23 protein-coding genes are annotated in these 22,916 nt (G+C 75.7%); 14 read left to right on the forward strand and 9 right to left on the reverse strand.

What is annotated here, in order from left to right:
* Window positions 1-65: 65 nt before the first annotated feature.
* Complete coding sequence (locus tag ACIQVD_RS30450) at window positions 66-2,570, reverse strand: SpoIIE family protein phosphatase (RefSeq protein ID WP_402292353.1); 2,505 nt, start codon at window positions 2,568-2,570, stop codon at window positions 66-68.
* 235 nt (window positions 2,571-2,805) lie between these two features.
* Here ACIQVD_RS30450 and ACIQVD_RS30455 point away from each other — a divergent pair, with 235 nt between their 5' ends.
* Window positions 2,806-3,354: a type 1 glutamine amidotransferase domain-containing protein gene (locus ACIQVD_RS30455; protein ID WP_400693966.1), complete on the forward strand. Its 549-nt coding sequence runs from the start codon at window positions 2,806-2,808 to the stop codon at window positions 3,352-3,354.
* 124 nt (window positions 3,355-3,478) lie between these two features.
* On the opposite strand, the gene ACIQVD_RS30460 is transcribed toward ACIQVD_RS30455, so the two are convergent.
* The gene (locus tag ACIQVD_RS30460) at window positions 3,479-3,757 is read right to left on the reverse strand and encodes a DUF6296 family protein (RefSeq protein ID WP_402292354.1); all 279 of its coding nucleotides are present in this window, start codon (window positions 3,755-3,757) and stop codon (window positions 3,479-3,481) included.
* A gap of 153 nt (window positions 3,758-3,910) precedes the next feature.
* On the opposite strand from ACIQVD_RS30460, the gene ACIQVD_RS30465 reads away from it, so the two are divergent.
* The gene (locus tag ACIQVD_RS30465; protein WP_402292355.1) at window positions 3,911-4,234 is read left to right on the forward strand and encodes a hypothetical protein; all 324 of its coding nucleotides are present in this window, start codon (window positions 3,911-3,913) and stop codon (window positions 4,232-4,234) included.
* A gap of 170 nt (window positions 4,235-4,404) precedes the next feature.
* On the opposite strand, the gene ACIQVD_RS30470 is transcribed toward ACIQVD_RS30465, so the two are convergent.
* Window positions 4,405-5,064, reverse strand: a complete 660-nt coding sequence (locus ACIQVD_RS30470) for a hypothetical protein (RefSeq protein WP_400693954.1) — start codon at window positions 5,062-5,064, stop codon at window positions 4,405-4,407.
* 188 nt (window positions 5,065-5,252) lie between these two features.
* Between ACIQVD_RS30470 and ACIQVD_RS30475 the strand changes: the two genes are divergently transcribed.
* The 6 genes from ACIQVD_RS30475 (at window position 5,253) to ACIQVD_RS30500 (ending at window position 10,525) form a co-directional block, all read left to right on the forward strand.
* Window positions 5,253-5,915: an ArsR/SmtB family transcription factor gene (locus ACIQVD_RS30475; RefSeq protein ID WP_402292356.1), complete on the forward strand. Its 663-nt coding sequence runs from the start codon at window positions 5,253-5,255 to the stop codon at window positions 5,913-5,915.
* Window positions 5,916-5,919: 4 nt separating this feature from the next.
* Complete coding sequence (locus tag ACIQVD_RS30480; RefSeq protein ID WP_402292358.1) at window positions 5,920-6,684, forward strand: SRPBCC domain-containing protein; 765 nt, start codon at window positions 5,920-5,922, stop codon at window positions 6,682-6,684.
* Between the two features lie 85 nt (window positions 6,685-6,769).
* Window positions 6,770-7,342, forward strand: a complete 573-nt coding sequence (locus ACIQVD_RS30485) for a dihydrofolate reductase family protein (protein WP_402292359.1) — start codon at window positions 6,770-6,772, stop codon at window positions 7,340-7,342.
* 163 nt (window positions 7,343-7,505) lie between these two features.
* Window positions 7,506-9,050 carry an FAD-dependent monooxygenase gene (locus ACIQVD_RS30490; protein WP_402292360.1) on the forward strand — a complete coding sequence of 515 codons (1,545 nt, stop codon included), beginning with the start codon at window positions 7,506-7,508 and terminating at the stop codon, window positions 9,048-9,050.
* 196 nt (window positions 9,051-9,246) lie between these two features.
* Window positions 9,247-9,735 (forward strand): hypothetical protein, encoded by a 489-nt coding sequence (locus ACIQVD_RS30495; protein WP_400685412.1) that lies wholly within the window; start codon window positions 9,247-9,249, stop codon window positions 9,733-9,735.
* A 127-nt stretch (window positions 9,736-9,862) separates the two neighbouring features.
* The gene (locus ACIQVD_RS30500; protein ID WP_402292361.1) at window positions 9,863-10,525 is read left to right on the forward strand and encodes a YoaK family protein; all 663 of its coding nucleotides are present in this window, start codon (window positions 9,863-9,865) and stop codon (window positions 10,523-10,525) included.
* 55 nt (window positions 10,526-10,580) lie between these two features.
* Here the strand turns inward: ACIQVD_RS30500 and ACIQVD_RS30505 are convergent, their stop codons facing one another.
* Entirely contained in the window at window positions 10,581-11,429 is an 849-nt protein-coding gene (locus ACIQVD_RS30505; RefSeq protein ID WP_402292362.1) for a class I SAM-dependent methyltransferase, read from the reverse strand.
* 360 nt (window positions 11,430-11,789) lie between these two features.
* Between ACIQVD_RS30505 and ACIQVD_RS30510 the strand changes: the two genes are divergently transcribed.
* The 4 genes from ACIQVD_RS30510 to ACIQVD_RS30525 all read left to right on the forward strand — a co-directional run bounded on the left by ACIQVD_RS30510 (window position 11,790) and on the right by ACIQVD_RS30525 (window position 15,337).
* Entirely contained in the window at window positions 11,790-12,077 is a 288-nt protein-coding gene (locus tag ACIQVD_RS30510; protein ID WP_400685420.1) for a hypothetical protein, read from the forward strand.
* 299 nt (window positions 12,078-12,376) lie between these two features.
* Window positions 12,377-12,655 carry a hypothetical protein gene (locus ACIQVD_RS30515; protein ID WP_402292363.1) on the forward strand — a complete coding sequence of 93 codons (279 nt, stop codon included), beginning with the start codon at window positions 12,377-12,379 and terminating at the stop codon, window positions 12,653-12,655.
* A gap of 656 nt (window positions 12,656-13,311) precedes the next feature.
* On the forward strand, window positions 13,312-13,953 hold the full coding sequence (locus ACIQVD_RS30520) for a carbonic anhydrase (RefSeq protein ID WP_100834884.1): 642 nt from the start codon (window positions 13,312-13,314) through the stop codon (window positions 13,951-13,953).
* A gap of 220 nt (window positions 13,954-14,173) precedes the next feature.
* Entirely contained in the window at window positions 14,174-15,337 is a 1,164-nt protein-coding gene (locus tag ACIQVD_RS30525; RefSeq protein WP_400685423.1) for an NADH:flavin oxidoreductase, read from the forward strand.
* Window positions 15,338-15,436: 99 nt separating this feature from the next.
* Here the strand turns inward: ACIQVD_RS30525 and ACIQVD_RS30530 are convergent, their stop codons facing one another.
* Both ACIQVD_RS30530 and ACIQVD_RS30535 read right to left on the reverse strand, forming a co-directional pair.
* Window positions 15,437-15,712 carry a hypothetical protein gene (locus tag ACIQVD_RS30530; protein WP_402292365.1) on the reverse strand — a complete coding sequence of 92 codons (276 nt, stop codon included), beginning with the start codon at window positions 15,710-15,712 and terminating at the stop codon, window positions 15,437-15,439.
* Window positions 15,691-16,350, reverse strand: a complete 660-nt coding sequence (locus tag ACIQVD_RS30535) for an MFS transporter (protein WP_402292366.1) — start codon at window positions 16,348-16,350, stop codon at window positions 15,691-15,693. The genes ACIQVD_RS30530 and ACIQVD_RS30535 overlap by 22 nt, the downstream gene beginning before the upstream one ends.
* A gap of 806 nt (window positions 16,351-17,156) precedes the next feature.
* Here ACIQVD_RS30535 and ACIQVD_RS30540 point away from each other — a divergent pair.
* Window positions 17,157-17,930, forward strand: coding sequence for a hypothetical protein (locus ACIQVD_RS30540; RefSeq protein ID WP_402292367.1), 774 nt, complete (start codon window positions 17,157-17,159; stop codon window positions 17,928-17,930).
* A gap of 219 nt (window positions 17,931-18,149) precedes the next feature.
* Here ACIQVD_RS30540 and ACIQVD_RS30545 read toward each other — a convergent pair whose 3' ends face one another.
* The gene (locus ACIQVD_RS30545; protein WP_400685431.1) at window positions 18,150-18,593 is read right to left on the reverse strand and encodes a DUF6086 family protein; all 444 of its coding nucleotides are present in this window, start codon (window positions 18,591-18,593) and stop codon (window positions 18,150-18,152) included.
* Window positions 18,594-18,767: 174 nt separating this feature from the next.
* Entirely contained in the window at window positions 18,768-20,111 is a 1,344-nt protein-coding gene (locus ACIQVD_RS30550) for a GH1 family beta-glucosidase (protein ID WP_402292368.1), read from the reverse strand.
* 308 nt (window positions 20,112-20,419) lie between these two features.
* Between ACIQVD_RS30550 and ACIQVD_RS30555 the strand changes: the two genes are divergently transcribed.
* Window positions 20,420-21,442: a LacI family DNA-binding transcriptional regulator gene (locus ACIQVD_RS30555; RefSeq protein WP_402292369.1), complete on the forward strand. Its 1,023-nt coding sequence runs from the start codon at window positions 20,420-20,422 to the stop codon at window positions 21,440-21,442.
* A gap of 64 nt (window positions 21,443-21,506) precedes the next feature.
* Here the strand turns inward: ACIQVD_RS30555 and ACIQVD_RS30560 are convergent, their stop codons facing one another.
* Window positions 21,507-22,787, reverse strand: coding sequence for a YhgE/Pip domain-containing protein (locus ACIQVD_RS30560; protein ID WP_400685439.1), 1,281 nt, complete (start codon window positions 22,785-22,787; stop codon window positions 21,507-21,509).
* Window positions 22,788-22,916 lie beyond the last annotated feature (129 nt).

Genomic DNA, 22,916 nt, shown 5'->3' on the forward strand with positions numbered 1-22,916 from the left:
TGTACGCCGCAGGTGCACCTGCGGCGTACACCCCTGCCCGGCACCGCGGAACCGCACCCGGGGGTTCACCCCCGGTGCGCGCCCGGGCGGCGGCGGACGGCGAGCAGGCAGATGTCGTCGAAGGGGTTGGGCGCGCCGAAGCGGCGCAGCAGGTGGTCGAGCAGTTCGGCCGGGTCCGGGTCGGCCCGGTAGTCGGCGCAGGCGTGCAGCAGTCGGCCGACACCACTGTCCAGGTCGGCCCCGGCACCGGCACCGTTCCCGGTACCGCCCCCGGCCCGGTCCCCGCTCTCGGCGCCGCCCCGGCGGCCGGCTCCGCGCCGCTCGATCAGGCCGTCGGTGTAGAGCAGCAGGGTGTCGCCGGGGGCGAGGTGGAGTTCGGCGGTGGGGCGGTGGGCGCCGGGGGTGACGCCGAGGACCAGGCCGGGGGGCGGGTCGAGGCTGCGGGCGGTGCCGTCGCGGAGCAGGACGGGGGGCAGGTGGCCGGCCCGGGCCCAGGCGAGGTGGCCGGTGCGGGGGTCGAGGCGGGCGACGGTGACGGCGGCGATGTGGTCGGCGCGCTGGTGGCAGAGCATCCGGTCGAGCCGGTCGAGGATCTGCCCGGGCGGGGCGCCGTCGTAGGCGATCCCCCGCAGCGCGTACCGGAGTTGGGACATCGCGACGGCGGCGGTCAGGCCGTGCCCGGAGACGTCGCCGATGGCGAGCAGGACGGTGCCGTCGGGCAGGTCGAGCAGGTCGTACCAGTCACCGCCGACCTTGCGTTCGCGTTCGGCGGGCAGGTAGCGGCCGGCGCTGTCGAGCCCGCGGACCGGGCGGCCGGCCGGGGCGCGCATCAGGGCCTGCTGGAGGGCGTGGACGGCGCGCTGCTCGTCGCCGGTGCGGCGGCGCTGGTCCGCGAGGCGGTCGCGGGTGTCGCTGAGGGCCTGTTCGGCGCGCCGCCACGGGGTGACGTCCTGGACGACGCCGCTGAGGGCGAGCAGGCGGCCGTCGTCGGCGACGGCGGCCTCGCCGAGGGCGCGCAGGTTGCGGTAGCCGTCGGCGGCGCGGACGGCGAAGTCGACGGTGACGGGGGTGCGGCCGTCCAGCAGGGCCAGGGCGGCGGCGCGGACGGGCTCGCGGTCGGCGGGGGCGATCGCGTCGAGGGCGGTGCGCGGGTCCAGGAGGTCGGTTCCGGCGGGGGTGCCGAACAGCTGCGGGACGCCGTCCGAGCAGGAGATCCGACGCTCGCCGGGGCGCCACTCCCAGGTGCCGACCCGGGCCAGCCGGCCGGCCTGGGCGAGTTGGGCGATCCGCCGGTCGCGTTCGTCGTGGGCCCGCCAGGTGAGCAGCAGGCCGTCCTGGAACGGGGTGGCGCACACCGTCATCGCGCTGGCCCGGGGGCTGCCCGCGACCGTCTCGACGTACCGTTCCGCCTCGCCCCGGTAGGGGATGCCGTCGGCGGCGGCGGTGCGCAGGCGGTCGAACGTCCCGGAGGCGACCGTGCCGGGGTACAGCTCGGTCAGCCGGCGTCCGCGCAGCTCGGCGGCGGACCGTCCGGCCAGGTCGACGGTGGGCGCGTTGGCGTACTCGACCCGCAGGTCGGCGACCTTCCCGTCCTGGCCGCGGACGGCGCGCAGCACCAGCACCGGGTCCAGCAGGCCGTCCAGGACGGCCCGGAACCACGGGGCGTCCACCGGGTCGAGCACCTCGGACGGCGCCTCGGGCAGCAGCGCCACGGGCAGCCGCAGCAGCGTGTCGGCGGCCAGGTCGGCGAGCGCGGCCAGGTGGGCCTCGGCGGCCGGGGTGGGGCGGTAACGCTCCGGCCAGCCGATCTTGAGCGCGCCGAGCAGCCGCCCGCCGGCGTGCAGCGGCAGGGCGCAGACGGTGGTGCCGGGGACCAGGTCGTCGCCGTCCTGCTCGGGGTAGCGGGCCGCGAACTCGCGCCGGTCGGTCACCCACACCGGCCGGGCGGTGCGGACGGCCTCGGTGAGCGGCACCCGGGTGCGCGGCGGGATCCGCTGCCACTGGCTGAGCTGCCGGGACGACACGCCGTGCGCGCCGACCAGCCGCAGCGCGCCGTCCGGTTCGCACACGGCGAGGACGAGCGCCTGGGCGCCGAGCGGGTCGAGGGCGGCCCGGTGCAGGCGTTCGGCCAGCTCGTCGGGGTCGGTGGCGGTGGTGAGCGCGGCGGCGGCCAGGTGGAAGCGGGTGGCCAGCCCGTCCTCGGTCTCCGGCTCCCCTCCGGCCCGGCCCTCGTCCCCGCCCCTCCCCTTGCTCCTGCCCCCGGGCCGTGCCGGTGCGGCGGGCGGTTCGGCAGCACCGAGGGGGTCCACGGCGGGGGTCTCGCGCGGGGTCGGGGGCGGGGCGGCGATGGCGACCAGGTCGGCGGCGAGCTGCGCCAGCTTGCGGTTCTCGTCCTGGGAGCGGCGCACCAGGGCGTCGAAGGCCTGGTCGGGCGTGCAGCCGAGCCGTTCGACCAGCACGCCCTTGGCCTGCTCGATCACCGCCCGGGTGCGCATCGCGGTGCGCAGCCCCTCCAGTTCGGTGCGCAGCCGGTCGACCGTGGCCTCCAGCCCGGACTTCTCGCCGTCCACCGTGCCTCACCACCTCCGCCGCCCGACCCGCCACCCGTTCCGCCGCCTCCACCCTAGGCCGCCGGACCGCCCCTTTTGCTCCATTCACACCGGTTTGGCCGATGCCGTTCGTGGTGAAACGTGCCGGGAGGGGGACTCCTCCCGCCTACCCACCGAGAAACGGAGAGCCGACATGAGCGACACCAACGGCACCGGCGACACCGGCAGCACCGGCGAGCTGCAGGAGCTGGAGGGGGTGACCGTGGCGTTCCTGGTCGCGCCCGAGGGCACCGAACAGGTCGAGCTGACCTCGCCCTGGCAGACCGTCCTGGACCACGGCGGCACCCCGCGCCTGGTCTCCACCGAGCCGGGCGAGATCCGGGCCTTCCACCACCTGGACCGGGCCGACTCGTTCATGGTGGACGCGACCGTCGCGGACGTCTCGGCCGGCGACTTCGACGCCCTGGTGCTGCCCGGCGGCGTCGCCAACCCCGACTTCCTGCGCACCGACGAGAAGGCCGTGGAGTTCGTCTCCGGGTTCTTCGAGCACGGCAAGCCGGTCGCGGTGATCTGCCACGGGCCGTGGACGCTGGTCGAGGCCGACGTCGTCCGCGACCGCACCATGACCTCCTGGCCCAGCCTGCGCACCGACCTGGGCAACGCGGGCGCGCACTGGGTCGACCGCGAGGTCGTGGTCTGCACGAACGGCCCCAACACGCTGGTCTCCAGCCGCAAGCCGGACGACCTGCCGGCCTTCGACCGCGCCCTGGTCACCGCCTTCTCCGCCTCGTCGGCCGCCGCCTGACCCGCCGCCGCCTGACCCGCCGGGCCCGGCCCGCAGGCGTCCGGGCCGCGGCCGTCCGGGCCGACCGACACCTCGTCGGTCGGCCCGGTCCGGCTGTCCACCTGCCGACTCGCGGCCCGTCCGATCAGCTCTCGGCCAACGGGTAGGCGTGCCCGAAGGGGTGGCACAGGCCGGGCGGGTAGGGCTCCAGGAAGCAGGCGACCGTGCCGCGCACCGTCACCCGCAGACCGTCCGCGCTCAGGTAGACGGCGAGGCCCTCGTCGGTGGTCTCCGCCGAGCGGTACACCAGCACCACCACCTGCGGGGCGTGCGCCCCCGGTCGCCCGGGGACGGTGATCCGGTAACCGTGCGGCCCTGCCATGACTCCACCTCGGCCCTGCTCGTCCAGGACGTCGTCCACCACGCGCCCATCCCCGCCCCGCGCATACCCCCGGGGCGTTCACCCAATCGCCGCATCCGGCCCGCCCGGTCGACCCGGCGCGACGGCCGCGACGGCCGCGACGACCGCGGCCCGGAACAGGCCCACGCTCCGTTCCCGCTTCGCCCGGCCGAGAACGTGCACCTGTGCGGACGCACCGAGGGCAGCGCGCTCTGCCTCGCCGACGCACTCCACTGGTTCCACTGGCTCTACTGGTGCCACCGGTCCCGCGACCGGGCGGACCTCGCCGTCGCCGAGTCGGTGACCTGGTGCTCCCTCACCGAACCGGCCGACTCCCCGGCCCGCACCGCTCCTCGGCTGCGCTGCGAGTGGCTGCTGCCCGGCCACGGCGACCGCAGGCACCCGCCCGCCGACGAGTCCACCCGCGGCCTGCACACCCTCGCCGACCGCACCGCCCGGCTCGCGCCCCGTCCGGCCGACTTCACCGCCCTGCGCTGGTGACCCACCGCCCGGCCGCCCAGCCGCCCGGCCGTCGAGCGGTGGCCGGTCCGGTCGGCCCACCTCCGGCACCGGCCCTCCGCCCGACCATCCGCCCGTCCGCCCGTCCGCCCGTCCGCCTGCTCGCCCGCCCACCGAGTCCCTTCACCCGCAGGCGAGTTGACGCTCCTGCGCTAGCCCTCCCGGCGCACCCGGATCGCGGCCTCCTCCGCCGTCAGCCCGGGGCGCGACGCGGGCTCGTCCTCCTCCTCGCTGCCCGGCTCCCCCACGTCCGGCCGCTCGGCCGCCAGCCGCTGGTCCAGGGACTCGCCGCGGGCCTGCTCCTCGCCCGTCACGCCGAAGGACTCCGCCGCGACCGGCCGGTCGCCGGGGACGGACGGGCGCTGCGGGTCGGCGGCGGCCCGGGCGGTGGGCGAGCCGTCCTCCAGGTCCGGCAGGCCCTCGTCCTCGGGGAACGCCGCCGGGTCGGGCGGGGCGGCCCGTTCGGGGTCGAGCGCGGCGGGGGCGTCCTCCACCGCGTCCGGGCGCACCGGGCGGGACGGCACCTTCGGCGGACCGGGCGGGTCGAGCTCCCGGGTGACGCCACCGCCACCACCGCCGTCGCCCGCGAGCCGCTCGTCCGGCTGGACGCCCGGCACCGGCCCCTCGGCGATCTCGGGCTGCTGCTCGTCGCTGCCCGCCACGTTCGCCGTGCCGCCCTTGCCGATCGGGGCGGGCTCGCGTTCGGTGCCGTCGTCCGCGGGCTCCCGGTCCTCCTCGGGCTCCTGCCAGCCGGTGTCCGCGGGGCCGATCGCCCCGCCCATGTCGTGCAGCGGGCGTTCCTGCCGTCCCATCGTGGTGACCTCCCATCGGGTCCGGTCCGCCTCGGAGCGACGGACCGGCACGTGTGCCAGCGCGCCTGCCCGGCCTCCGCCGACCGGAAACGGGCCCGGTCATCCGCCGTCGCCCCTCCCCCGGCCGCATCCGCACGGAAAAATTTTTCCTCCTTGACAGAAAAATTTGTCGGTACGATCCTGGAGGGGTGTTGGACGTCGCCGTGATCGAAGATCCCGCCGCCGCCGAAGCCTCGCTGGACCCGATGCGGGCCCGGCTGCTGGCGGCCCTGGCCGAGCCGGGCTCGGCCGCCATGCTGGCCGCCCGGCTCGGGCTGCCCCGGCAGAAGGTCAACTACCACCTGAAGGAGTTGGAGCGGCACGGCCTGGTGGAGCTGGCCGAGGAGCGCCGCAGGGGGAGCATGACGGAGCGGGTGTACCGGGCCACCGCGGCCTCGTACGTGATCTCGCCGGCCGCGCTGGCGGCGGTCAGCCCGGACCCGTCGCGTTCGCCCGACCAGCTCTCCGCGCGCTGGCTGCTGGCGCTCGGTGCCCGGATGGTGCAGGAGGTCGGCTCGCTGCTGACGGGCGCGGCCCGGGCCCGGCAGCGGGTGGCCTCGTTCGGGATCGACGCCCGGGTCCGGTTCGCCTCGGCGGCCGACCGGGCGGCGTTCGCGGAGGAGCTCTCGCAGGCGGTCACCGCCCTGGTGGGCCGCTACCACGACGAGTCGGCCCCGCAGGGCCGTGTCCACCGGGTGGTGGTCGGCCTGCACCAGGTCCCGGACGCGGCACCACCCGGCACCCCGTCCCCGTCCCCGTCCCCGACTCAGAACCCGTCCCCGTCCCCGTCCCCGTCGCCGCAGGAGGGCTGATCCCGTGCCGCACCCCTTCGAGCTGGAATTCGAGCTGGCGCTGCCGGCCGACCCGGAGCAGGTCTGGGCGGCGATCGCCACCGGCCCGGGCATCGACGCGTGGTTCATGGGCCGCAACGAGGTGGACCCCCGGGTCGGCGGGACGGCCGCGATGGAGACCGGCGGCCACCGGGAGACCTCGACCGTCACCGCGTACGAGCCGGGCAGGCGCTTCGCCACCCGTACCGAACCGGGCCCGGACGGCCGGTTCATGGCCTTCGAGTACCTGGTCGAGGGCCGCGACGGCGGCAGCACCGTCCTGCGGGTGGTGCACAGCGGCCTGCTCGGCGACGACTGGGCGGACGAGTACGACGCGCTGCGCAGCGGCTGGCCGTTCCACCTGCACACCCTGCGCGAGTACCTGGCGCACTTCGCGGGCCGCACCGCCGTCCCGGTGTTCGCCGTCCGCCCGACGGCCGACCGTCCCGCCGGGGAGGTCCGGGCGGCGCTGACCGCCGCCCTCGGCCTCCCGCCCGACCCGCCGGTCGGCGCCCGGGTGCACGCCGAACCGGCCGGACTGCCGCCGCTGGACGGCGAGTTGGTGTGGTCGGACGGCGAGCGCTTCGAGGTCCGCACCGCCGACGGGCTGTACGCCTTCCTGCACCCGGCGGGCGTGCTGCTGCTCTTCCACCACCTGTTCGCGGAGCCGGCCCCCGACGCCCGCACCGCCGAGAGCGCCTGGCAGCACTGGCTGTCCGCCCTGCCCGTCCCACCCGCCCACCGCCCCTGACCCCGCCCGCCCGCGCCGCCACACACGCACTGCCACCACACGCCCGCACTGCCCCCCGCAGCACCGACAGAACGAGGTACCCCCGATGCGCACGCTGATCAGCACCGCCTTCGTCTCCCTGGACGGCGTGATGGAGGCCCCCGGCGGCGAGCCGGGCTACCGCAACTCCGGCTGGACGTTCAAGGACATCGACTTCGTCCCGGAGGCGTTCGAGATCAAGGGCCGGGAGCAGGAGCAGGCCGGGGCGGTGCTGCTGGGCCGGGTCAGCTACCAGGCGTTCAGCCCGGTGTGGCCGGGCATGCCGGAGTTCGCCCGCTACAAGACCCTGCCGAAGTACGTGCTGTCGACCACCCTCGGCCCGGACGGCCTGGTCGACGACTGGGGTCCGACCACGATCCTGCGCTCGGTGGACGAGGTGGCCGCCCTGAAGGAGACCGACGGCGGCCCGATCATCGTGCACGGCAGCGCCCGCCTGAACCACGCGCTGTCCGACGCGGGCCTGGTCGACCGCTACCACCTGCTGGTGTTCCCGCTGCTGCTGGGCGCGGGCAAGCGGCTGTTCAGCGACACCGACAAGGACGTGCAGAAGCTGGAACTGGTCGAGTTCGCGGCCTTCTCCAACGGCGTGCAGAAGAACGTCTTCGACGTGGTCCGCTGAGCCACCCCGCGCCCTCGCCTCCCCGCCACTTCCAAGGTAGCGCGCACCGGGGGCCTTGCCGCAAGGGCCCCGCGGGGGCGCAGAATGTCCGGTCGGAGACGGGAAGAAGCGAGAAGTCCGGTAGGTGGTGTTTTCTCACCGTCCGGGCGGTCGGGGAGAGTTGATGATCGACGTGCTGGTGGTCGGCGGCGGGCCGACCGGGTTGATGCTGGCGTGTGAGTTGCGGCTGCACGGGGTGGGCGTGGTGCTGCTCGAACGGCTGGCGGCGCCGACCGGGGAGTCCCGGGGGCAGGGGTTGCACGCCCGCAGCGTGGAGGTGATGGATCAGCGGGGGCTGCTGGAGCGCTTCCGGGCGGTGAGCGAGGAGTTCCGGGTCGGCGGCCTGTTCGCGGGGGAGGCGCGGCCGTGGCCGGAGGGGATGGACACGGCGCACCCGTACGGGCTGGCGACGCCGCAGCCGGTGACGGAGCGGCTGCTGTGGGAGCGGGCCGGGGAGTTGGGCACGGACCTGCGGCGCGGCTGCGAGGTGGTCGGGCTGGTCCAGGACGGCGCGGGGGTGGAGGTCGAGCTGGCGGACGGGGCGCGGCTGCGCTCGCGCTGGCTGGTGGGGTGCGACGGCGGGCGCAGCACGGTGCGCCGGTTGGCGGGGGTGGCGTTCCCGGGCGAGCCGGCGACGGTGCAGACGCTGCTGGGGCAGTTGGAGGCGACGGAGGAGCCGGAGCGGATCGCCGAGGTGGTGGCGGAGGTCCGGCGCACCCAGTTGCGGTTCGGGCTGCACCACGAGGGCGGCGGGGTGTACCGGGTGATCGTTCCGGCGGAGGGGGTGTCGGAGGACCGCGCGGCGCCGACGCTGGAGGAGTTCCGGGCCCGGCTGCGCGCGGTGGCGGGGACGGACTTCGGGGTGCACTCGCCGCGCTGGCTGTCCCGGTTCGGGAACGCGACCCGGCAGGCGGAGCGGTACCGGTCGGGCCGGGTGCTGCTGGCGGGCGACGCCGCGCACGTCCACCCGCCGACGGGCGGCCAGGGCCTGAACCTGGGCGTGCAGGACGCGTTCAACCTGGGCTGGAAGCTGGCCGCCGAGGTGGCCGGCTGGGCCCCGCCGGGGCTGCTGGACACGTACCACGCGGAGCGGCACCCGGTCGGCGCGGCGGTGATCGCGCACACCCGGGCGCAGATGACGCTGCTGGGCACGGCGCCGGGCGCGGTGGCGCTGCGCGGGGTGTTCGCCCGGCTGATGGACTTCCCGGACGTCAACCGGTACATCACCGGCGTCATCTCGGGGGTCGACCTCCGGTACGACCTCGGCCCGGGCCCGGCCCTGCTGGGCCGCCGCCTGCGGGACGTGCGGCTGGTGGACGACCCGGGGGCGGGGCGGCTGTACGAGCGGATGCACGCCGGGCGGGGCCTGCTGCTGGACCGGACGGGGCGGCTGTCCGCGGACGCGGGCCTGGACGGGGACGGCTGGAAGGGCCGGGTGGACGTGCTGGTGGACGGCTGCCCGGAGCTGCCGGCCCCCGCGGTGCTGCTGCGCCCGGACGGGCACGTGGCGTGGGTCGGCGGAGAGGCGGCGGAGGCGCCCGGGGCGGAGCCGGGGGCGGGGTCGGAGGCGGGGCCGGGGTCGGAGGCGGGGCCGGGGTCGGCGGGCCCGGACGGGCTGGTGGCGGCGCTGGAGCGCTGGTTCGGCCCGGCGGAGTGGGCCGCGGCCTGAGGCCCTGCCCCCCCTCGCACGTCCGCGCCTTCCGCCAACTTCCCCGTCCAGCAGGGAACTTACCGGCTCCATTCACTCCATGGAGTGCATTGATCACCAAACGCGGCCGAACCCGGTAAGCGGACCGGCCCGCCCCACTCCCCTCCTTCGAACCGGCCGACAGCCGGCCGCGACCGCACCGAAGGAGACCGGTCCCATGACCGTCGTACCGCTCGACCCCGCCTCGCCCGCCTCGCACGCCGTGGGCATCGACTTCGACCAGACGCTGGTCGCGCACGACGACGGCTGGCAGGACGGCCGGATCTACGGCAGGCCGGTCCCGGGGGCGATCGAGTCGCTGCGCGCGTTGAAGCGGGTCCGTTCGGTGTTCATCATGACCGCCCGCCCGCGCCGCTTCCACCCCGCCGTGGCGGGGTGGCTGCGCGAGCACTCCGGGCTGGAGACGCTGGTGGACGAGGACCCGGAGCGCGCCTACTGGCAGGGCGACTGCCTGCTGGTGACCAACAAGAAACTGGGCGCCGCCGTCTACATCGACGACCGGGCGATCCGCTTCACCGGCGACTGGACCGCCACCCTCACCCAGGCCCGCCACGCGATCGGCCTCCCCTCGGCCCCGTCCTCGGCCGCCCGCCCACCGCGCAGCACACCGGCTGACCTGGCCCGGCACTTCCCCGATCGCTGCTGACCCGCCTCCGGTGCGCCACCGGCCTTCGACCGGCGGGCCGCTGACACGCCGTCACCGGACCTGCCGCCGCACCGGCGGGTCCGGCACACTGCTGACCGGGGGTCGGGAAACTTCCGGGAGGAGTGCCGTGTCCACAGCGAAGACCGTCGGGGCGAGTACCGAGGACGGCGACCCGCTCGCGCTCGCGCTGTTCGGGCTCACCGTGGTCAGCGGGCTGATCGACGCCGTCAGCTACCTCGGCCTCGGGCACGTCTTCGCCGCCAACATGACCGGCAACGTGGTCGTCATCGGCTTCGCCCTGGCCGGGGCGCCCGGCTTCTCCGTCCTCGGGTCGATCACCTCGCTCGCCGCGTTCCTGCTCGGCGCGGCCCTCGCCGGGCGCCTGACCGCCGGGCGGCTGCGGTTCGCGCTGGTCGCGGAGACGCTGCTGCACCTGGCGGCGGCGGGCGTGGTGTTCGCCGCCGGCACCGGCGGGGACGTCCAGTACGGGGTGATCGCGCTGCTGGCCGTGGCCATGGGCATCCGCAACGCGACGGTCCGCAGCCTCGGCGTCCCCGACCTGACCACCACCGTCCTCACCATGACGCTCACCAGCCTCGCCGCCGAGCCGCACTCGCCCCGCCGGCGCCGCCGCTTCCTGGCCGCCCTGACCATGCTCGCCGGTGTCGTCCCGGGCTCCGTGCTCGTCCTGCACGGGCAGGCCGGCTGGGCCCTGATCGCGGCGGCGGCCCTCACCACGGCCACCTGGGCGCTCTACCGCGAACCGGCGGACGGCTCCCGCAGCGCCTGAGCGGAGGCCAGTGGTCTCAGCCGCCGGTCCCAACCGCCGGTCCCAACCGCCGGTCTCAGCCGCCGGGCCTGCGCCACAGGACGGCCTCGCTGCCGGGCTGCCGCACCGAGAACCGGCCGGACGGTGAGAACTCCCGCAGCAGGGCGCGCAGTTCGGCCTCGAAGGCGGGCAGGCCGGCGCCGAACAGGTGCGGCGCGGAGGAGGACAGCGACAGCACGCCCGCCACCACCTGGTCCGCGTCCCGCTCCAGCGCCTGTCCACCGGGGACGACCAGCCGCTCGGGGCCCAGCAGCCCGGCCCGGGCGTACACCCGGGACTCGCCGCCGGGCGTGCCGTGCGGCAGGACGCCGCGCCCGGCCCGGCGGACCGGGCCCAGGTGGCGGCGCACCAGGGCGTCGATCGCGGGCTGCGGGACGAGCGGGTGCGGCAGCGGGGCGGGCTCGGCGGGGAGCGGCTCGGACTTCCAGTCGGCGAGGTGCACCAGGGTGCCGCCGGGGCGGAGCATGGCGCGGGCGGTCGCGGCGACCGGCTCCCGGTCCATCCAGTGGAAGGACTGGGCGAACGCGATGACGTCGAACACGCCCAGCCCGTGCGGGAGTTGCTCGGCCCGGGCATGCACCCAGCGGGTCCGTCCGGCGAGTCCGGCGCGGGCGGCGGACCGGGCCGCCTCGGCGACCATGGCGGCGTCCGCGTCCAGGCCGACCGTCTCGGCGAACCGGTCGGCGAGCCCCAGCGCGAGCGTGCCGGGCCCGCAGCCGACGTCCAGCAGCCGCCCAGTGCCGTCCAGCCGCAGCGCCCCGGCCAGCGCGTCGGCCAGCCCGGGCGCGTACGGGAGCCGGCCACGGGCGTAGTACGGGGCCGCCCCCGCGAACAGCGTGTCGTCCCACTCCCGGCCCTCGACCACGCGTCCCGCCGCCTTCCGGTTCCGTTCCGCCGAGGTCCGATCATGGCGCGGAACCGTCCGGTGCGCCCCGCCTTTTCGCCAACCGTCCGGCTGTTCACCCTTTCTGGCGATCAGTCGGCATTCGTGCGCCCGGGCGGTCGGATTCGGCCGGCGAAGGGCGACGCGGAGTGATCGGCACTGATCGGGAAGTGGGCGAACGGGCGCGATCCGGCCATGATTCACCCCGACTGGTCCAGACCATTGACGCTGTTCGGACCCGGGCAGAGGATCGATCGCACCGGGACGGAGCGGCCCCGCCCGATCCGGGCCTCCCCCTCCGCCACCGGCTCTCCCCACGACCGACCGATCCAAGGAGTCCCCATGCGCGCTCGCACCACCGCCAAGGCAGCCTCCGTCCTCGCCCTGGGCAGCGCCCTCGCGCTGACCCTCGGCGGCGCCGCGTTCGCGGCCGGCGGCCCGACCGACCTCAGCGGCAAGGGCTGCCCGAGCGTCTACAACAACCAGGCCAACGGCGGCACTTACACCCAGTCGCTGATCAAGAAGTTCGTCGCCGCCAACGGCATCCAGTACGGCGACTACAAGGTGGTCTTCCACAACTCGGCTGGCATTCCGTCGAACCTGCCGAACGCCGAGTACCGCTGCCACTGACCTCGCGCCCGGCAGCACCCGGCAGCACCCGACGCCCGGTCGGCGGAGGAAACTCCCCGGCCGGGCAGCGGCGTTCACCGAGCCGTTATCCAACCGGAGCTCTGCACAATGCCCCTGACGGCGCATCAGCAGGAAACCCGGACGGCGCGATCCGGCCACGCTTCCGGCCAAGTGGTCCAGACCATTGACCGGAGTGGCCGCACCCCAGCAGGATCTTGCACGCCGGGACGGCCCTCGCTCCCCCGGCCCGGCCGCCCCCTGCCCCGGCGGCCCCGCCGCCGACTTCCCCAGGAGTTCCGATGGCCCCGCGCCGCGCCGCCCGAGCACTCACCATCACCGCCCTCGCCGGCGCCCTGGCCCTCACGCTGGCCGGCCCCGCCGCGGCGTCCCCCGTCGCCAACCTGAGCGGCCTGGGCTGCCCAGCCACCTACTCCAACAACTACGGCGACGGCCAGTTCCAGCAGTTCCGCACCTCCACCTACGTCGCGGGCAACGGCTTCCGGCACGGCGTCTACGACATCTACTTCATCAACTGGTCCGGCAGGCGCTACCAGGGCAGCGCCGACTACATGTGCTGACGCCCCGCCACCCCGGCCGACCCGCCCGGACCCGGCGCCGTCAGGGCTCCGGCAGCTCCGCCGACCGGCCCCCGGCCGCCCGCAGCGACGGTACGCACAGCGCGGCCCCGGGCAGCGCGTCGGGCGGACGGGAGAGCGTCAGGCCGATCACGGCGCACCCGGCCGCCGCGCCCGGGCTCGACGCCCGGCCGGTGCGCGGCCGGCAGGTACGCCTCGGGGTGCGGCTCGGCCTCCCGGACGCCCTCCCCGTCCTCCCCGTCCACCTGCACCGCCGGCAGCGGCGGCCCGGCCGGCGCGAACCTGCGCCGCACCGCGTCCCGGCCGCCCGAGATGACCAGCGCCCAGCCGCCCGGGCGCAGCGCCGTCAGCAGTCCGGCCGCGCCGTCCCCCTCTCCCGCCCCCTCCCCCGCTCGGTCGGCCCGGTCGGCCCCGTCCGGCCACGGTCAACACCGGTCGGCGCCGCGCCCGCCGACCGTCCGGGGGAGGATGTGCGCACCGGCGGCCCGGAACGGCTGCGATTATCGCCGCCGGGACGCCGCTATCCGAACGATTTCTGCCGGGATCACCCCTTTGACCATGGTTTGGTCCCGGCGCGGGAGAGTCCAGGACGTGGCCCGGGCATGGCCCGGAGCGGGTGGGGGACGTAGTCTGCGGGCATGACTGACGCCGCACACCTCACCCCCCAGGTCGCCTTCGAGACGCTGCTGGCGGGCAACCGCAGGTTCGTCGCCGGTTCCCCGAACCACCCCAACCAGGACGCCGCCCGCCGGGCCCAGACCGCGCCGTCCCAGACCCCGTTCGCCGTGCTGTTCGGCTGCTCCGACTCGCGGCTCGCCGCCGAGATCATCTTCGACCAGGGCCTCGGCGACCTGTTCGTGGTCCGCACCGCCGGCCACGTGCTGGGCCCCGAGGTCCTCGGCAGCATCGAGTACGGCGCGAGCGTGCTCGGCACGCCGCTGGTGGTCGTCCTCGGCCACGACTCCTGCGGCGCCGTCGGCGCCACCCGGGAGGCCGTCGCCGCGGGCTCCAGCGGCGAGGGCTTCGTCCGGGACGTCATCGAGCGGGTCACCCCCAGCGTGCTGGCCGCCAACGCCGCCGGCTACACCGACAACTCCGACTTCATCGACGAGCACATACGGCACACCGTGTCCCTGCTGGTGGACCGTTCGCAGACGCTGGCGGCCGCGGTCGCCGCGGGCACCACCGCCGTCGTCGGCCTCTCCTACCGCCTGGTGGACGGCACCGCCCACCTGGTCACCACCCGCGGCCTGGACCTCCCGGCCCCCGCCGCCGCCTGACCCCCGCCCGTCCGCCCTCCGGCGCTCCCCGCAGCCCCGTCCCGCACCCCGGGCCGGGGCTGCGGCGTTCGGCGACCCCCACCCCCGACCCGCCCCTCCCGGGTGACGCGGATCACAGCGGGGCGGGCGGAGGAGGCGAAATGCGGCGGCGCGCAGGGCGGTTGACGCGTGGGACCAGCTGTACACGGGCGTCCGCCGCCACCGACCGTGAGGAACCTCGATGACCGTCACCGAGCCCACCCCGGGCACCGACTCCGCCGACTCCGCAGGCTCCACCGCCTCCCGGGCGGCCGAGGTGCTGTCCCGGCCCGTCGCGATCAACGGGCTGACCGTGCCCAACCGCATCGCGATGGCGCCGATGACGCGCCAGTTCTCGCCCGGCGGCGTGCCCGGCGAGGACGTGCGCGGGTACTACGCCCGCCGGGCCGCCGCGGGCGTCGGGCTGATCGTCACCGAGGGGACGTACGTCGGCCACGAGTCGGCCGGCCAGAGCGACCGCATCCCGCGCTTCCACGGCGAGGAGCAGCTGGCCGGGTGGGCCCGCGTCGCCGAGGACGTCCACGCGGCGGGCGGAACCATCGTCCCGCAGCTGTGGCACATCGGCATGGTGCGCAAGCAGGGCCAGCAGCCGTTCCCGGACGCCCCCGCGATCGGGCCGTCCGGCATCCGGCTGGACGGCACCGAGGGGACCGGGCAGGCGATGACCCGCTCCGACCTGGACGCCGTGATCGGCGCGTTCGCCGAGGCCGCGGCCGCCGCCGAGCGGATCGGCTTCGACGGCGTCGAGCTGCACGGCGCGCACGGCTACCTGCTCGACCAGTTCCTGTGGGCGGGCACCAACCGCCGCACCGACGGGTACGGCGGCGACCCGGTCGCCCGGACGAAGTTCACCGCCGAGCTGGTCGCCGCGGTGCGCGCGGCCGTCTCGCCCCGGTTCCCGGTCATCTTCCGCTACTCGCAGTGGAAGTCCGACAACTACGACGCCCGGCTCGCCGAGACCCCGCAGGAGCTGGAGGCGATCCTCACCCCGCTCGCCGAGGCCGGCGTCGACGCCTTCCACGCCTCCACCCGCCGCTACTGGGTCCCCGAGTTCGACGGCTCCGACCTCAACCTGGCCGGCTGGAGCAAGAAGCTCACCGGCCTGCCCGCCATCACCGTCGGCTCGGTCGGCCTGGACGGCGACTTCCTCGGCGCCTTCGCGGGCGAGGGCGCCCCGGTCCAGGGCATCGACGACCTGCTCGACCGGCTGGAGCGCGACGAGTTCGACCTGGTCGCCGTCGGCCGCGCCCTCCTCCAGGACCCGCAGTGGGCCGCCAAGGTCCTCTCCGGCCGCACCGCCGACCTGCGCCCCTACGACGCGGCGGCGGCCCGCACCCTGCACTGACGCCGTCCCGCCCGTCCGTCTGTTCGCCCGTGGGGCCGCTCGGCCGGAAGACCCGCCGAGCGGCCCGCGGACCGTCCGGGGCGCCGGTCCGCCCTCACGTCAGTCCTCCTCCCGCGCGGCCGGCAGGGTGCGGTACCCGCGCAGCGGCGAGCGGGCCAGCAGGACGGCGGGCCCGGCCATCGGCGCGACGCCCGTCCCCAGGGCGGTGGGCGCCGACCGGGAGGCGGCCAGCGGGGTGGTGCCCCGGGTGACGACACCGGCCGCCGCCGCGACCCGGCCCAGGTAGCGGGTCGGCGTCACCCGGGCCCGCAGGTCCGCGGCGGCGATCGTCCGGCCCACGACGACGAAGCCGATCAGTACCTGGGCGGTCGCCACCAGCGGCACCGCTCCCCGGGGAGGAGCCCGGCGAGCGGTGCGCCGACGGCGGCGACGGGGGCCGGTGCGGAGAACACGAAGACCATCCGGATCTCGCCGAACCGCCGCCGCAGCCGGGGCCCGACCAGTGAGGCAGGCACGCCCGCCGCCGCCCCCGCCGTCGACAGCGCGCCGTACAGCCACGGCGCCGGGCCGAGGTCGCGCAGCAGGAACACCGGTAGGACCGCCAGGATCGCGCCCGCGCCCAGGTTGTTGAGCGCCGCCTGCGGGATCAGCAGCCGCAGCACCGGCCGCCGGGCCGTCATCCGGACGCCCCCGGCGATCTCGTGGCGCAGCCGGCGCGGACCACCGGAGGCTGCGGTGTCCGCGTCCGGCCGGACGCCGCGCACCAGCAGGCAAGGCAGCAGGTGCAGGACGGCGGCCGGCCCGTACAGCAGCGGGGCCGGGACGCTCTGGGTGAGGACGCCGGCCACGCCCGGGGAGACCGCCCGGATCGCGTTCTCGGAGGTCTGCCACCGGGCGTCGGCGTCGGCGACCCGGCGTTTGGAGACCAGCAGCGGCGGCACGCTGGTGTGCGCGACGTCGAAGAACACCCCCGCCACGCTGACCGCCAGGGCCACCGCGAACAGCTGGGGCACCGTCAGAACGCCCCAGCGCGGAGGCGGCGTCGGCGGCGAGCAGCACGGTCCGCTTGCGGCGCCACCGGTCGACCCAGGCGGCGGCCGGCAGGCCCACCAGCAGGTACCCGAGCCGGGCGAACCGCGACCAGGTCGGCCTCCAGCGCCGTCGCGTGCAGCAGCACCACGGCGGTGACGGGCAGCGAGAACCCGGCGACCTCCGCCGCGGAGTCGCGCAGCACCTCCGTCTCGCCGCCGCCGTCCCGGACCGCCCCGGCCCGGCCAGGCTCCGCTCCCCCGTCCCGGTCACCACCGCCGGGCCCTCCCCTTCGCAGCACCGCAGCTGCCGTCACCGTCGCCGACGTGAGCGGACCGGCCCGCATCAGGACTGCCCTGCACCGCCGGGCGGGTGTCCGACCGTACCTGGGGAGTCCTGTTGCGGGCTGACGCGCCGTCAACCGAACAGGGGCGGGGCGTCAGCCGGTGCGCGCGGTGGCGCTGCGGTAGACGTCGTCCGAGGTGCCACGGCTCCGTCGCCCCCGAATCTGAGTGCGCGTACTCATGCCGCCCCCGCCGCCGTACGAGAGGCTCGCTCCTCAGACTACGCGCGCACAGCAGCACGGAGAGGATGCGGGCCGGTGAGCTCAACCGGGGGGAAGGCCACGCCCAGCCGAGGGACGGGCCGGTGGCGGGCGGTCAGCGGATCGCGCACGGCGAGGTCGGCGGCGGTCGGAGCCGGTCTGGGGCTCTGCTGGCTCGGTCTGGCCGCGCTCCCGTGGGCCGGCCTCCTCCCGTGCGACCGGCAACAGGAGTGGGGCTGCCTGGGGGTGGGGCTGCTGTTCCTCGCGGTCAGCGCCGTCGCCGGCTTCCTGCTGAGCTGGCTCGCACTGCGGCTGGTGGGCGTCCGCCCGGCCTGGCGGGTCGTCGCGGTGGCCGTCCTGCTCTTCTGGCTGGCCGACAACCTCTACTACCGAGCCGGCTCCCGGATCCCCCCGGACGTACTGCTGCCGTTCGCCTCCACCGCGCTGTTCGCACTCGCGGCCGTCCTGACCGCCCCCAGACCGCCCCGCTGGCGACCGCGCATCGCCCTGCTCCTCGTCCTCGCCCTCTGCTGGCCGCTGTCCGCCCTCCTCGGCGAGCACCAGGCGGACGAACACCTCCGCGACGAGATCACCGGCGCCGGCGTCCCGCTGTACGCCCCGGACCTCACCGACTACCGCCTGCACAGCCCCCTGGCCAACCAGCCCGCCCACTGGTTCGGCTTCACCCTGCTCCCCGCCCACCCGGCCACCGACAACCCCGACGACGCCGACGACGCCGACGACCGAGCCGTCCGGGTGACCGTCCAACCGGTACGGGACACCTTCCGCCCCCCGCTCTGCGACGCCCTGGACCTCGGCAGCACGGTGCGCGCCGAGAACTGCGAGCAGGTCACCCCGGACACCTGGCGCCAGGTCGGCCCCTACACGCTCCACTACTTCGTCCGCCGCGGCGACTACCTGATCGTGATGTCCGCCGACAGCAAGAACACCACCACAGCCGACCTGCAAACCCTGACGTCGACCCTCACCCGACGCACCCCGGACTACTTCCTCCACTGAGCGGCCCACCGCAACTCCGCTCCGAACACGGGACCGTCGAGCCCCGCCGTCAAGCCACGTGCACGACCAGCGGGTCGACCTCGTTCGGGGTGCGCGTCCTCCTCCACGACCGGACGCGGCACGTCCTGGCGCGCGTTGGCGATGACCTCGGTGTTCGCGCCGGTCCGGATGTCCTCCCCGCCGGCCTTGCGGCCGCCGGCCCGACCAGAGGCGGTCTCGTCAGCGCGCCAGAAATCGGCCCAGTTCCCTCGCCCTCCCGCGGAGTTCCTCTTCCCACGCCTGGCTGTCCTCGTTGTCGGCTGCGGATCCGTTCGCTGAAATCTGCAGGTCGCGAAACTCGGAAGCCGGAGCGGCGCTGAGCGACGCCGCCCCGTGCAGCTCGACGCCCGCCCGCTCGGCGAGAGCCAGCACCGTGATGAGGAATCCCTCGGTCAGAGCCCGCACGACGGCGTGCGGAGTCTGTCGGTGCCGGGCCAGGAGTGCGTGGGCGAAGACGCCGAGCGCCGCCGGGTCGACCTGGCACTCGTCCGACACCATGGGCCCGATGCCGGACGGGAGGTCAAGTTCTTCCTCGAAGACCGCCACCTGGCGCAGGAACAACCGGGATGCCCCGTTGGACGGGTTCCAGAGGGTCTCGTCGCCCCTGTCGTAGTACTGGCTCACCCGGTTGCCTCCCAGCCCGTCCGAACAGGCAGCGTAGCCTGAGGATCTCCAGGGAACGGAGACCGTTGGCGGCACTATCCGGCGATACCAATCCCACAACCCGTCCGGGACCGGACGCTCGACAAGTCCCTCCACAACCATCCCACGACCCCCGGCACCAGAAGAGACGGCTCCTCAGCCGACCCGCCCGGCCCGGTGGGCGGCGATCAGGTCGCGGTACCAGGCGAACGACGCCTTCGGCGTGCGCCGTTGCGTGGTGAAGTCGACGTGGACCAGGCCGAAGCGCTGGCTGTAGCCCTCGGCCCACTCGAAGTTGTCGAGGAGGGACCAGGTGCAGTAGCCGCGGACGTCGATGCCGTCGGCGGTGGCGCGGGCGAGGGCGTCGAGGTGGGTGGCGAGGTAGTCGATGCGGAAGGTGTCGTCGAGGGTGGCGTCGGTGGAGCAGCCGTTCTCGGTGATGGTGATCGGGGGGAGGGCGGCGCCGTAGCGGTCGCGGAGGGTCAGGAGGAGTTCGTGCAGGCCTTCGGGGACGACGGGCCAGCCGAAGTGGGTGCGGGGGACGCCTTCGACGGGGGCTTCGGCGAAGGGGAGGCCGGGGTCGGTGGGGGCGGCGATCCGGGTGGGGTTGTAGTAGTTGACGCCGAGTCCGTCGAGGCCGGGGGCGGCGATGAGGGTGAGGTCGCCGTCGCGGACGGCGCCGCCGAGGTCGGGTCCGGGGCCGAGGCCGTACGCGGTGAGGTCGGGGTAGCGGCCGAGGAGGAGGGGGTCGGTGAACAGGCGGTTGTGCAGGGCGTCGTAGGCGTCGGCGGCGGCGACGTCGGCGGGATCGGAGGTGGCGGGGCGGACGGGGGTGAGGTTGTTGGCGATCAGGACGTCGAGGCCGCGGGTGCGCAGTTCGGCGGCGGCCAGGCCGTGGGCGAGGAGTTGGTGGTGGGCGGCGGGGAGGGCGTCGAGGACCAGGGCGTGGCCGGGGGCGTGGATGCCGAGGGCGTGGCCGTAGACCAGGTGCACGAAGGGCTCGTTGAGGGTGATCCAGGCGGGGACGCGGTCGCCGAGCCGGTCGGCGGCCAGCGCGGTGTAGTCGGCGAAGCGGTGGGCGGTGTCGCGGTGCAGCCAGCCGCCGGCGTCTTCGAGGGCCTGCGGGAGGTCCCAGTGGAAGAGGGTGGGCAGCGGGGTGATCCCGGCGTCCAGGAGGCCGTCGACCAGGCGGTCGTAGAAGTCGAGTCCGGCGGGGTTGGCGGGGCCGCGGCCGGTGGGCTGGACGCGCGGCCAGGCGAGCGAGAACCGGTAGGTGTCGAGGCCGAGTTCGCGCATCAGGGCGATGTCCTCGGGCCAGCGGTGGTAGTGGTCGCAGGCGGTGCGTCCGGTGTCGCCGTCCCGGATCGCGCCGGGCCGTTCGCAGAAGGTGTCCCAGACCGACGGGCCCCGGCCGTCCTCGTCGACCGCGCCCTCGATCTGGTACGCGGCGGTGGAGGCGCCCCAGCGGAAGCCGGCGGGCAGGTCGTAGCGGTCGGTCATGGGGGTCCTTCCAGACGGCACGATCCGGGAAACGCGAGGAGTGCTCATATTAGGGAGCCCCGCCCGCTCGAAGCCAGGGTCGGGATCGGGGCCGGCGTCGGAATCAGGGCCGGGGGTCGGGGCCGGGGTCGGACGTGGCCGGGCCGCCCGGCGGAACGGCGCCCGGCCGCGGCGGTACTGTCGTCGCGGACGCCCGGCCGGCCGATGACGCCGCCGCCGGGGTCCGCCCGAACTGACCAGACAGGTCCGTGCGGGGGCCGCGTCCAGCACGGCGGGGCCCGCGCCGGACGAAGCCGGAACGGTGGTCCATGGCCTCGCCCCGTCGTACGACGCTGAACGATGTCGCCCGGGAGGTCGGCGTGAGCGCCAAGACCGTCTCCCGGGTGCTGAACGGCGACGGGCCGACCTCCCGGGAGACCCGGGAGAAGGTGATGGCGGCGGTCGAGCGGCTCGGCTTCCAGCCCAACCTGATGGCCCGCAACATCCGCGTCGGCGGCCCGGACAGCACCGTCGGCCTGATCATCCCCGACATGGGCATCCCGTTCTACGGCTCCGTCGCCGGCGGGATCGAGAGCGCGGTGCGCGAACGCGGGCTGACCCTGCTGATGGGCTCCTGCGCCGACGACCCCGCACGGGAACGGGCGCTGACCGCGACGTTCCTGGCCCGCCGGGTCAGCGCGCTGCTGGTGGTCCCCACTGCGGGCGCCGACCACGCCCACCTGCGCACCGCCCGGGACGGGGGCCTGCCGGTGGTGTTCCTCGACCGTCCCGGCACCGGCCTCACCGCCGACAGCGTGGTCAGCTCCAACCGGGACGGCGCGCGCGAGGGCACCGCCCACCTGATCGCCGCCGGACACCGCCGGATCGCCTTCGTCGGCGACCGCCCGGCCACCCTCTACACCCGCCGCGAACGCCTGGCCGGCTACCGCGAGGCGCTCGACGCCGCCCGGCTGCCCCACGACCGCGCGCTCGTCCTCGACGGCCACACCGAGGCCGAGGCCGCCGACGCCGTCCAGCGCGTCCTGCGCGCCCCGCAGCCGCCGACCGCGATCCTGGCGGCCAACAACTTCGCCGCCATGGGCACCGTCCTCGGCACCGCCCGGGCCGGCCGGCGCGACGTCGCGCTCGTCTCCTTCGACGACCTCCCGTTCGCCGAGGTCCTGGAACCCGCCGTCACCACCGTGGCCCAGGACCCGGTCGCCATCGGCACCGCCGCGGCCGGGATCGCCCTGGCCCGCCTCGACGGCGACCGCACCCGGGCCCGCACGGTCACCGTCCCCACCCGCCTCATCCCCCGCGGCTCCGGCGAACTCCCCCCGCGCGCCCGGTAGTTCCGCACCGCCGCCGCAGCAGCGACCGGGGCCGGCCACCCTCCCCGGACGCGCGCGGGCCCGCTCAGGACGGTGCCGGGACCATCCGGTGCAGGCCCTTGCGGTCGTAGTAGCGGGTCATGGCGAAGCCGAAGACCAGGGCCGCCGCGAAGCCGAGCAGGATCATCAGCCAGGCCCGGGTCAGGCCGGCGTCCGCGCGGGCGTCGAAGTAGAGGATCGCGCGGACGCCGCCGGCGACCTGGCGCATCGGTTCGAAGGCGCCGAGGAAGCGGTAGAAGGACGGGGTGGCCTGGAGCGGGATGGTGGCGCCGGAGGAGGGCAGGGCCAGGGCGATGAAGACGAACATCGCGACCAGCTGGCCGATCGAGCCGAACGCCGCGTTGATCGCCTGCACGCCCAGGCCGACCGTGAGGCAGGCGCAGAACGAGAACACCCAGAGCAGGGCCGGGTGCGGGGCGTCCATGCCGAGGATGCCGATCGTGGCCAGCATGATCATCGAGGCGGTGACGGCCGACAGTCCGGCCGTCATCGCCATCTTCACCACCAGGGTCTGGGTCCGGCTGATCGGCACCGTCGGGCGGCGCGAGTGCCAGGGGCCGATCTCGCTGTCCGCGTAGCCGAGCGCCGCGTCCACGCCGTTGTGCACCAGGTTGGCGCTGAGGAAGCCGGCCAGCACCAGCAGCAGCGTGTAGTAGAAGGCGCTCAGGCCGAGCCCGGTGTGCCGGGCGATCGGGTGCCCCTGCCGGACCTGCACGTCCACCGGGTCGGCCAGCAGCAGTTTCGAGGTGGCGGGCGCGTCCGGCGCGGCGGCCGTCAGCTGCTCGCCCAGCCGGGTCGAGGAGCGGTGCGCCGCGAGCTGGGTGATCTGCCCGGCCAGCGAGGACGCCAGCGACCCGGTGCCCGGGTTGGTGAGCGTCAGCAGCACCGGACGGGCCGTCGCCTGACCGGTGGTCAGCGCGGCCACGCTGCGGGTGAAGTCCTCCGGCACCACCAGCGCCCCGTACACCCGGCCCGAGGAGAGCCGGTCCTGGGCCTCGGCCATGGACAGCCGCTGCCACTGCACCTGCCCCGGCGGCGTCCCGGCCGCGACCGCGTCCGCCAGCTCCGCGCCCAGCGGCGCCGAGCGGCCGGGCGGCGGCGGCCCGGCGTCCGAGTCGACCAGCGCGATCGGCATCCGGTGCAGGTCGTCCTGCGGCGACAGGATGCCGCCCATGTACAGCAGCGACAGCACCAGCGCCACCAGCGCGCTCAGCACCCCCGGCACCAGCCACAGCCTCCACCGGCGCAGCACCCGCGACGCCGGTGCCTGCGGGACGTGCTCGGTCGGGGGGATTCCGGTCGCCATGCCACTCCCCGCACTCGTCGCCCCGCGGCCCCCGGCCGGGAGCCCTGCCGACGATAGGGCCCGCGGGCGCCGCGACCGGCCGCGACACCCGCCGGGCTCACCCCGATGGGGCAGTCGGCCGGGCCCGGC

The sequence above is a fragment of the Kitasatospora sp. NPDC090308 genome, assembly GCF_044769485.1.
Lineage (GTDB): Bacteria > Actinomycetota > Actinomycetes > Streptomycetales > Streptomycetaceae > Kitasatospora > Kitasatospora fiedleri.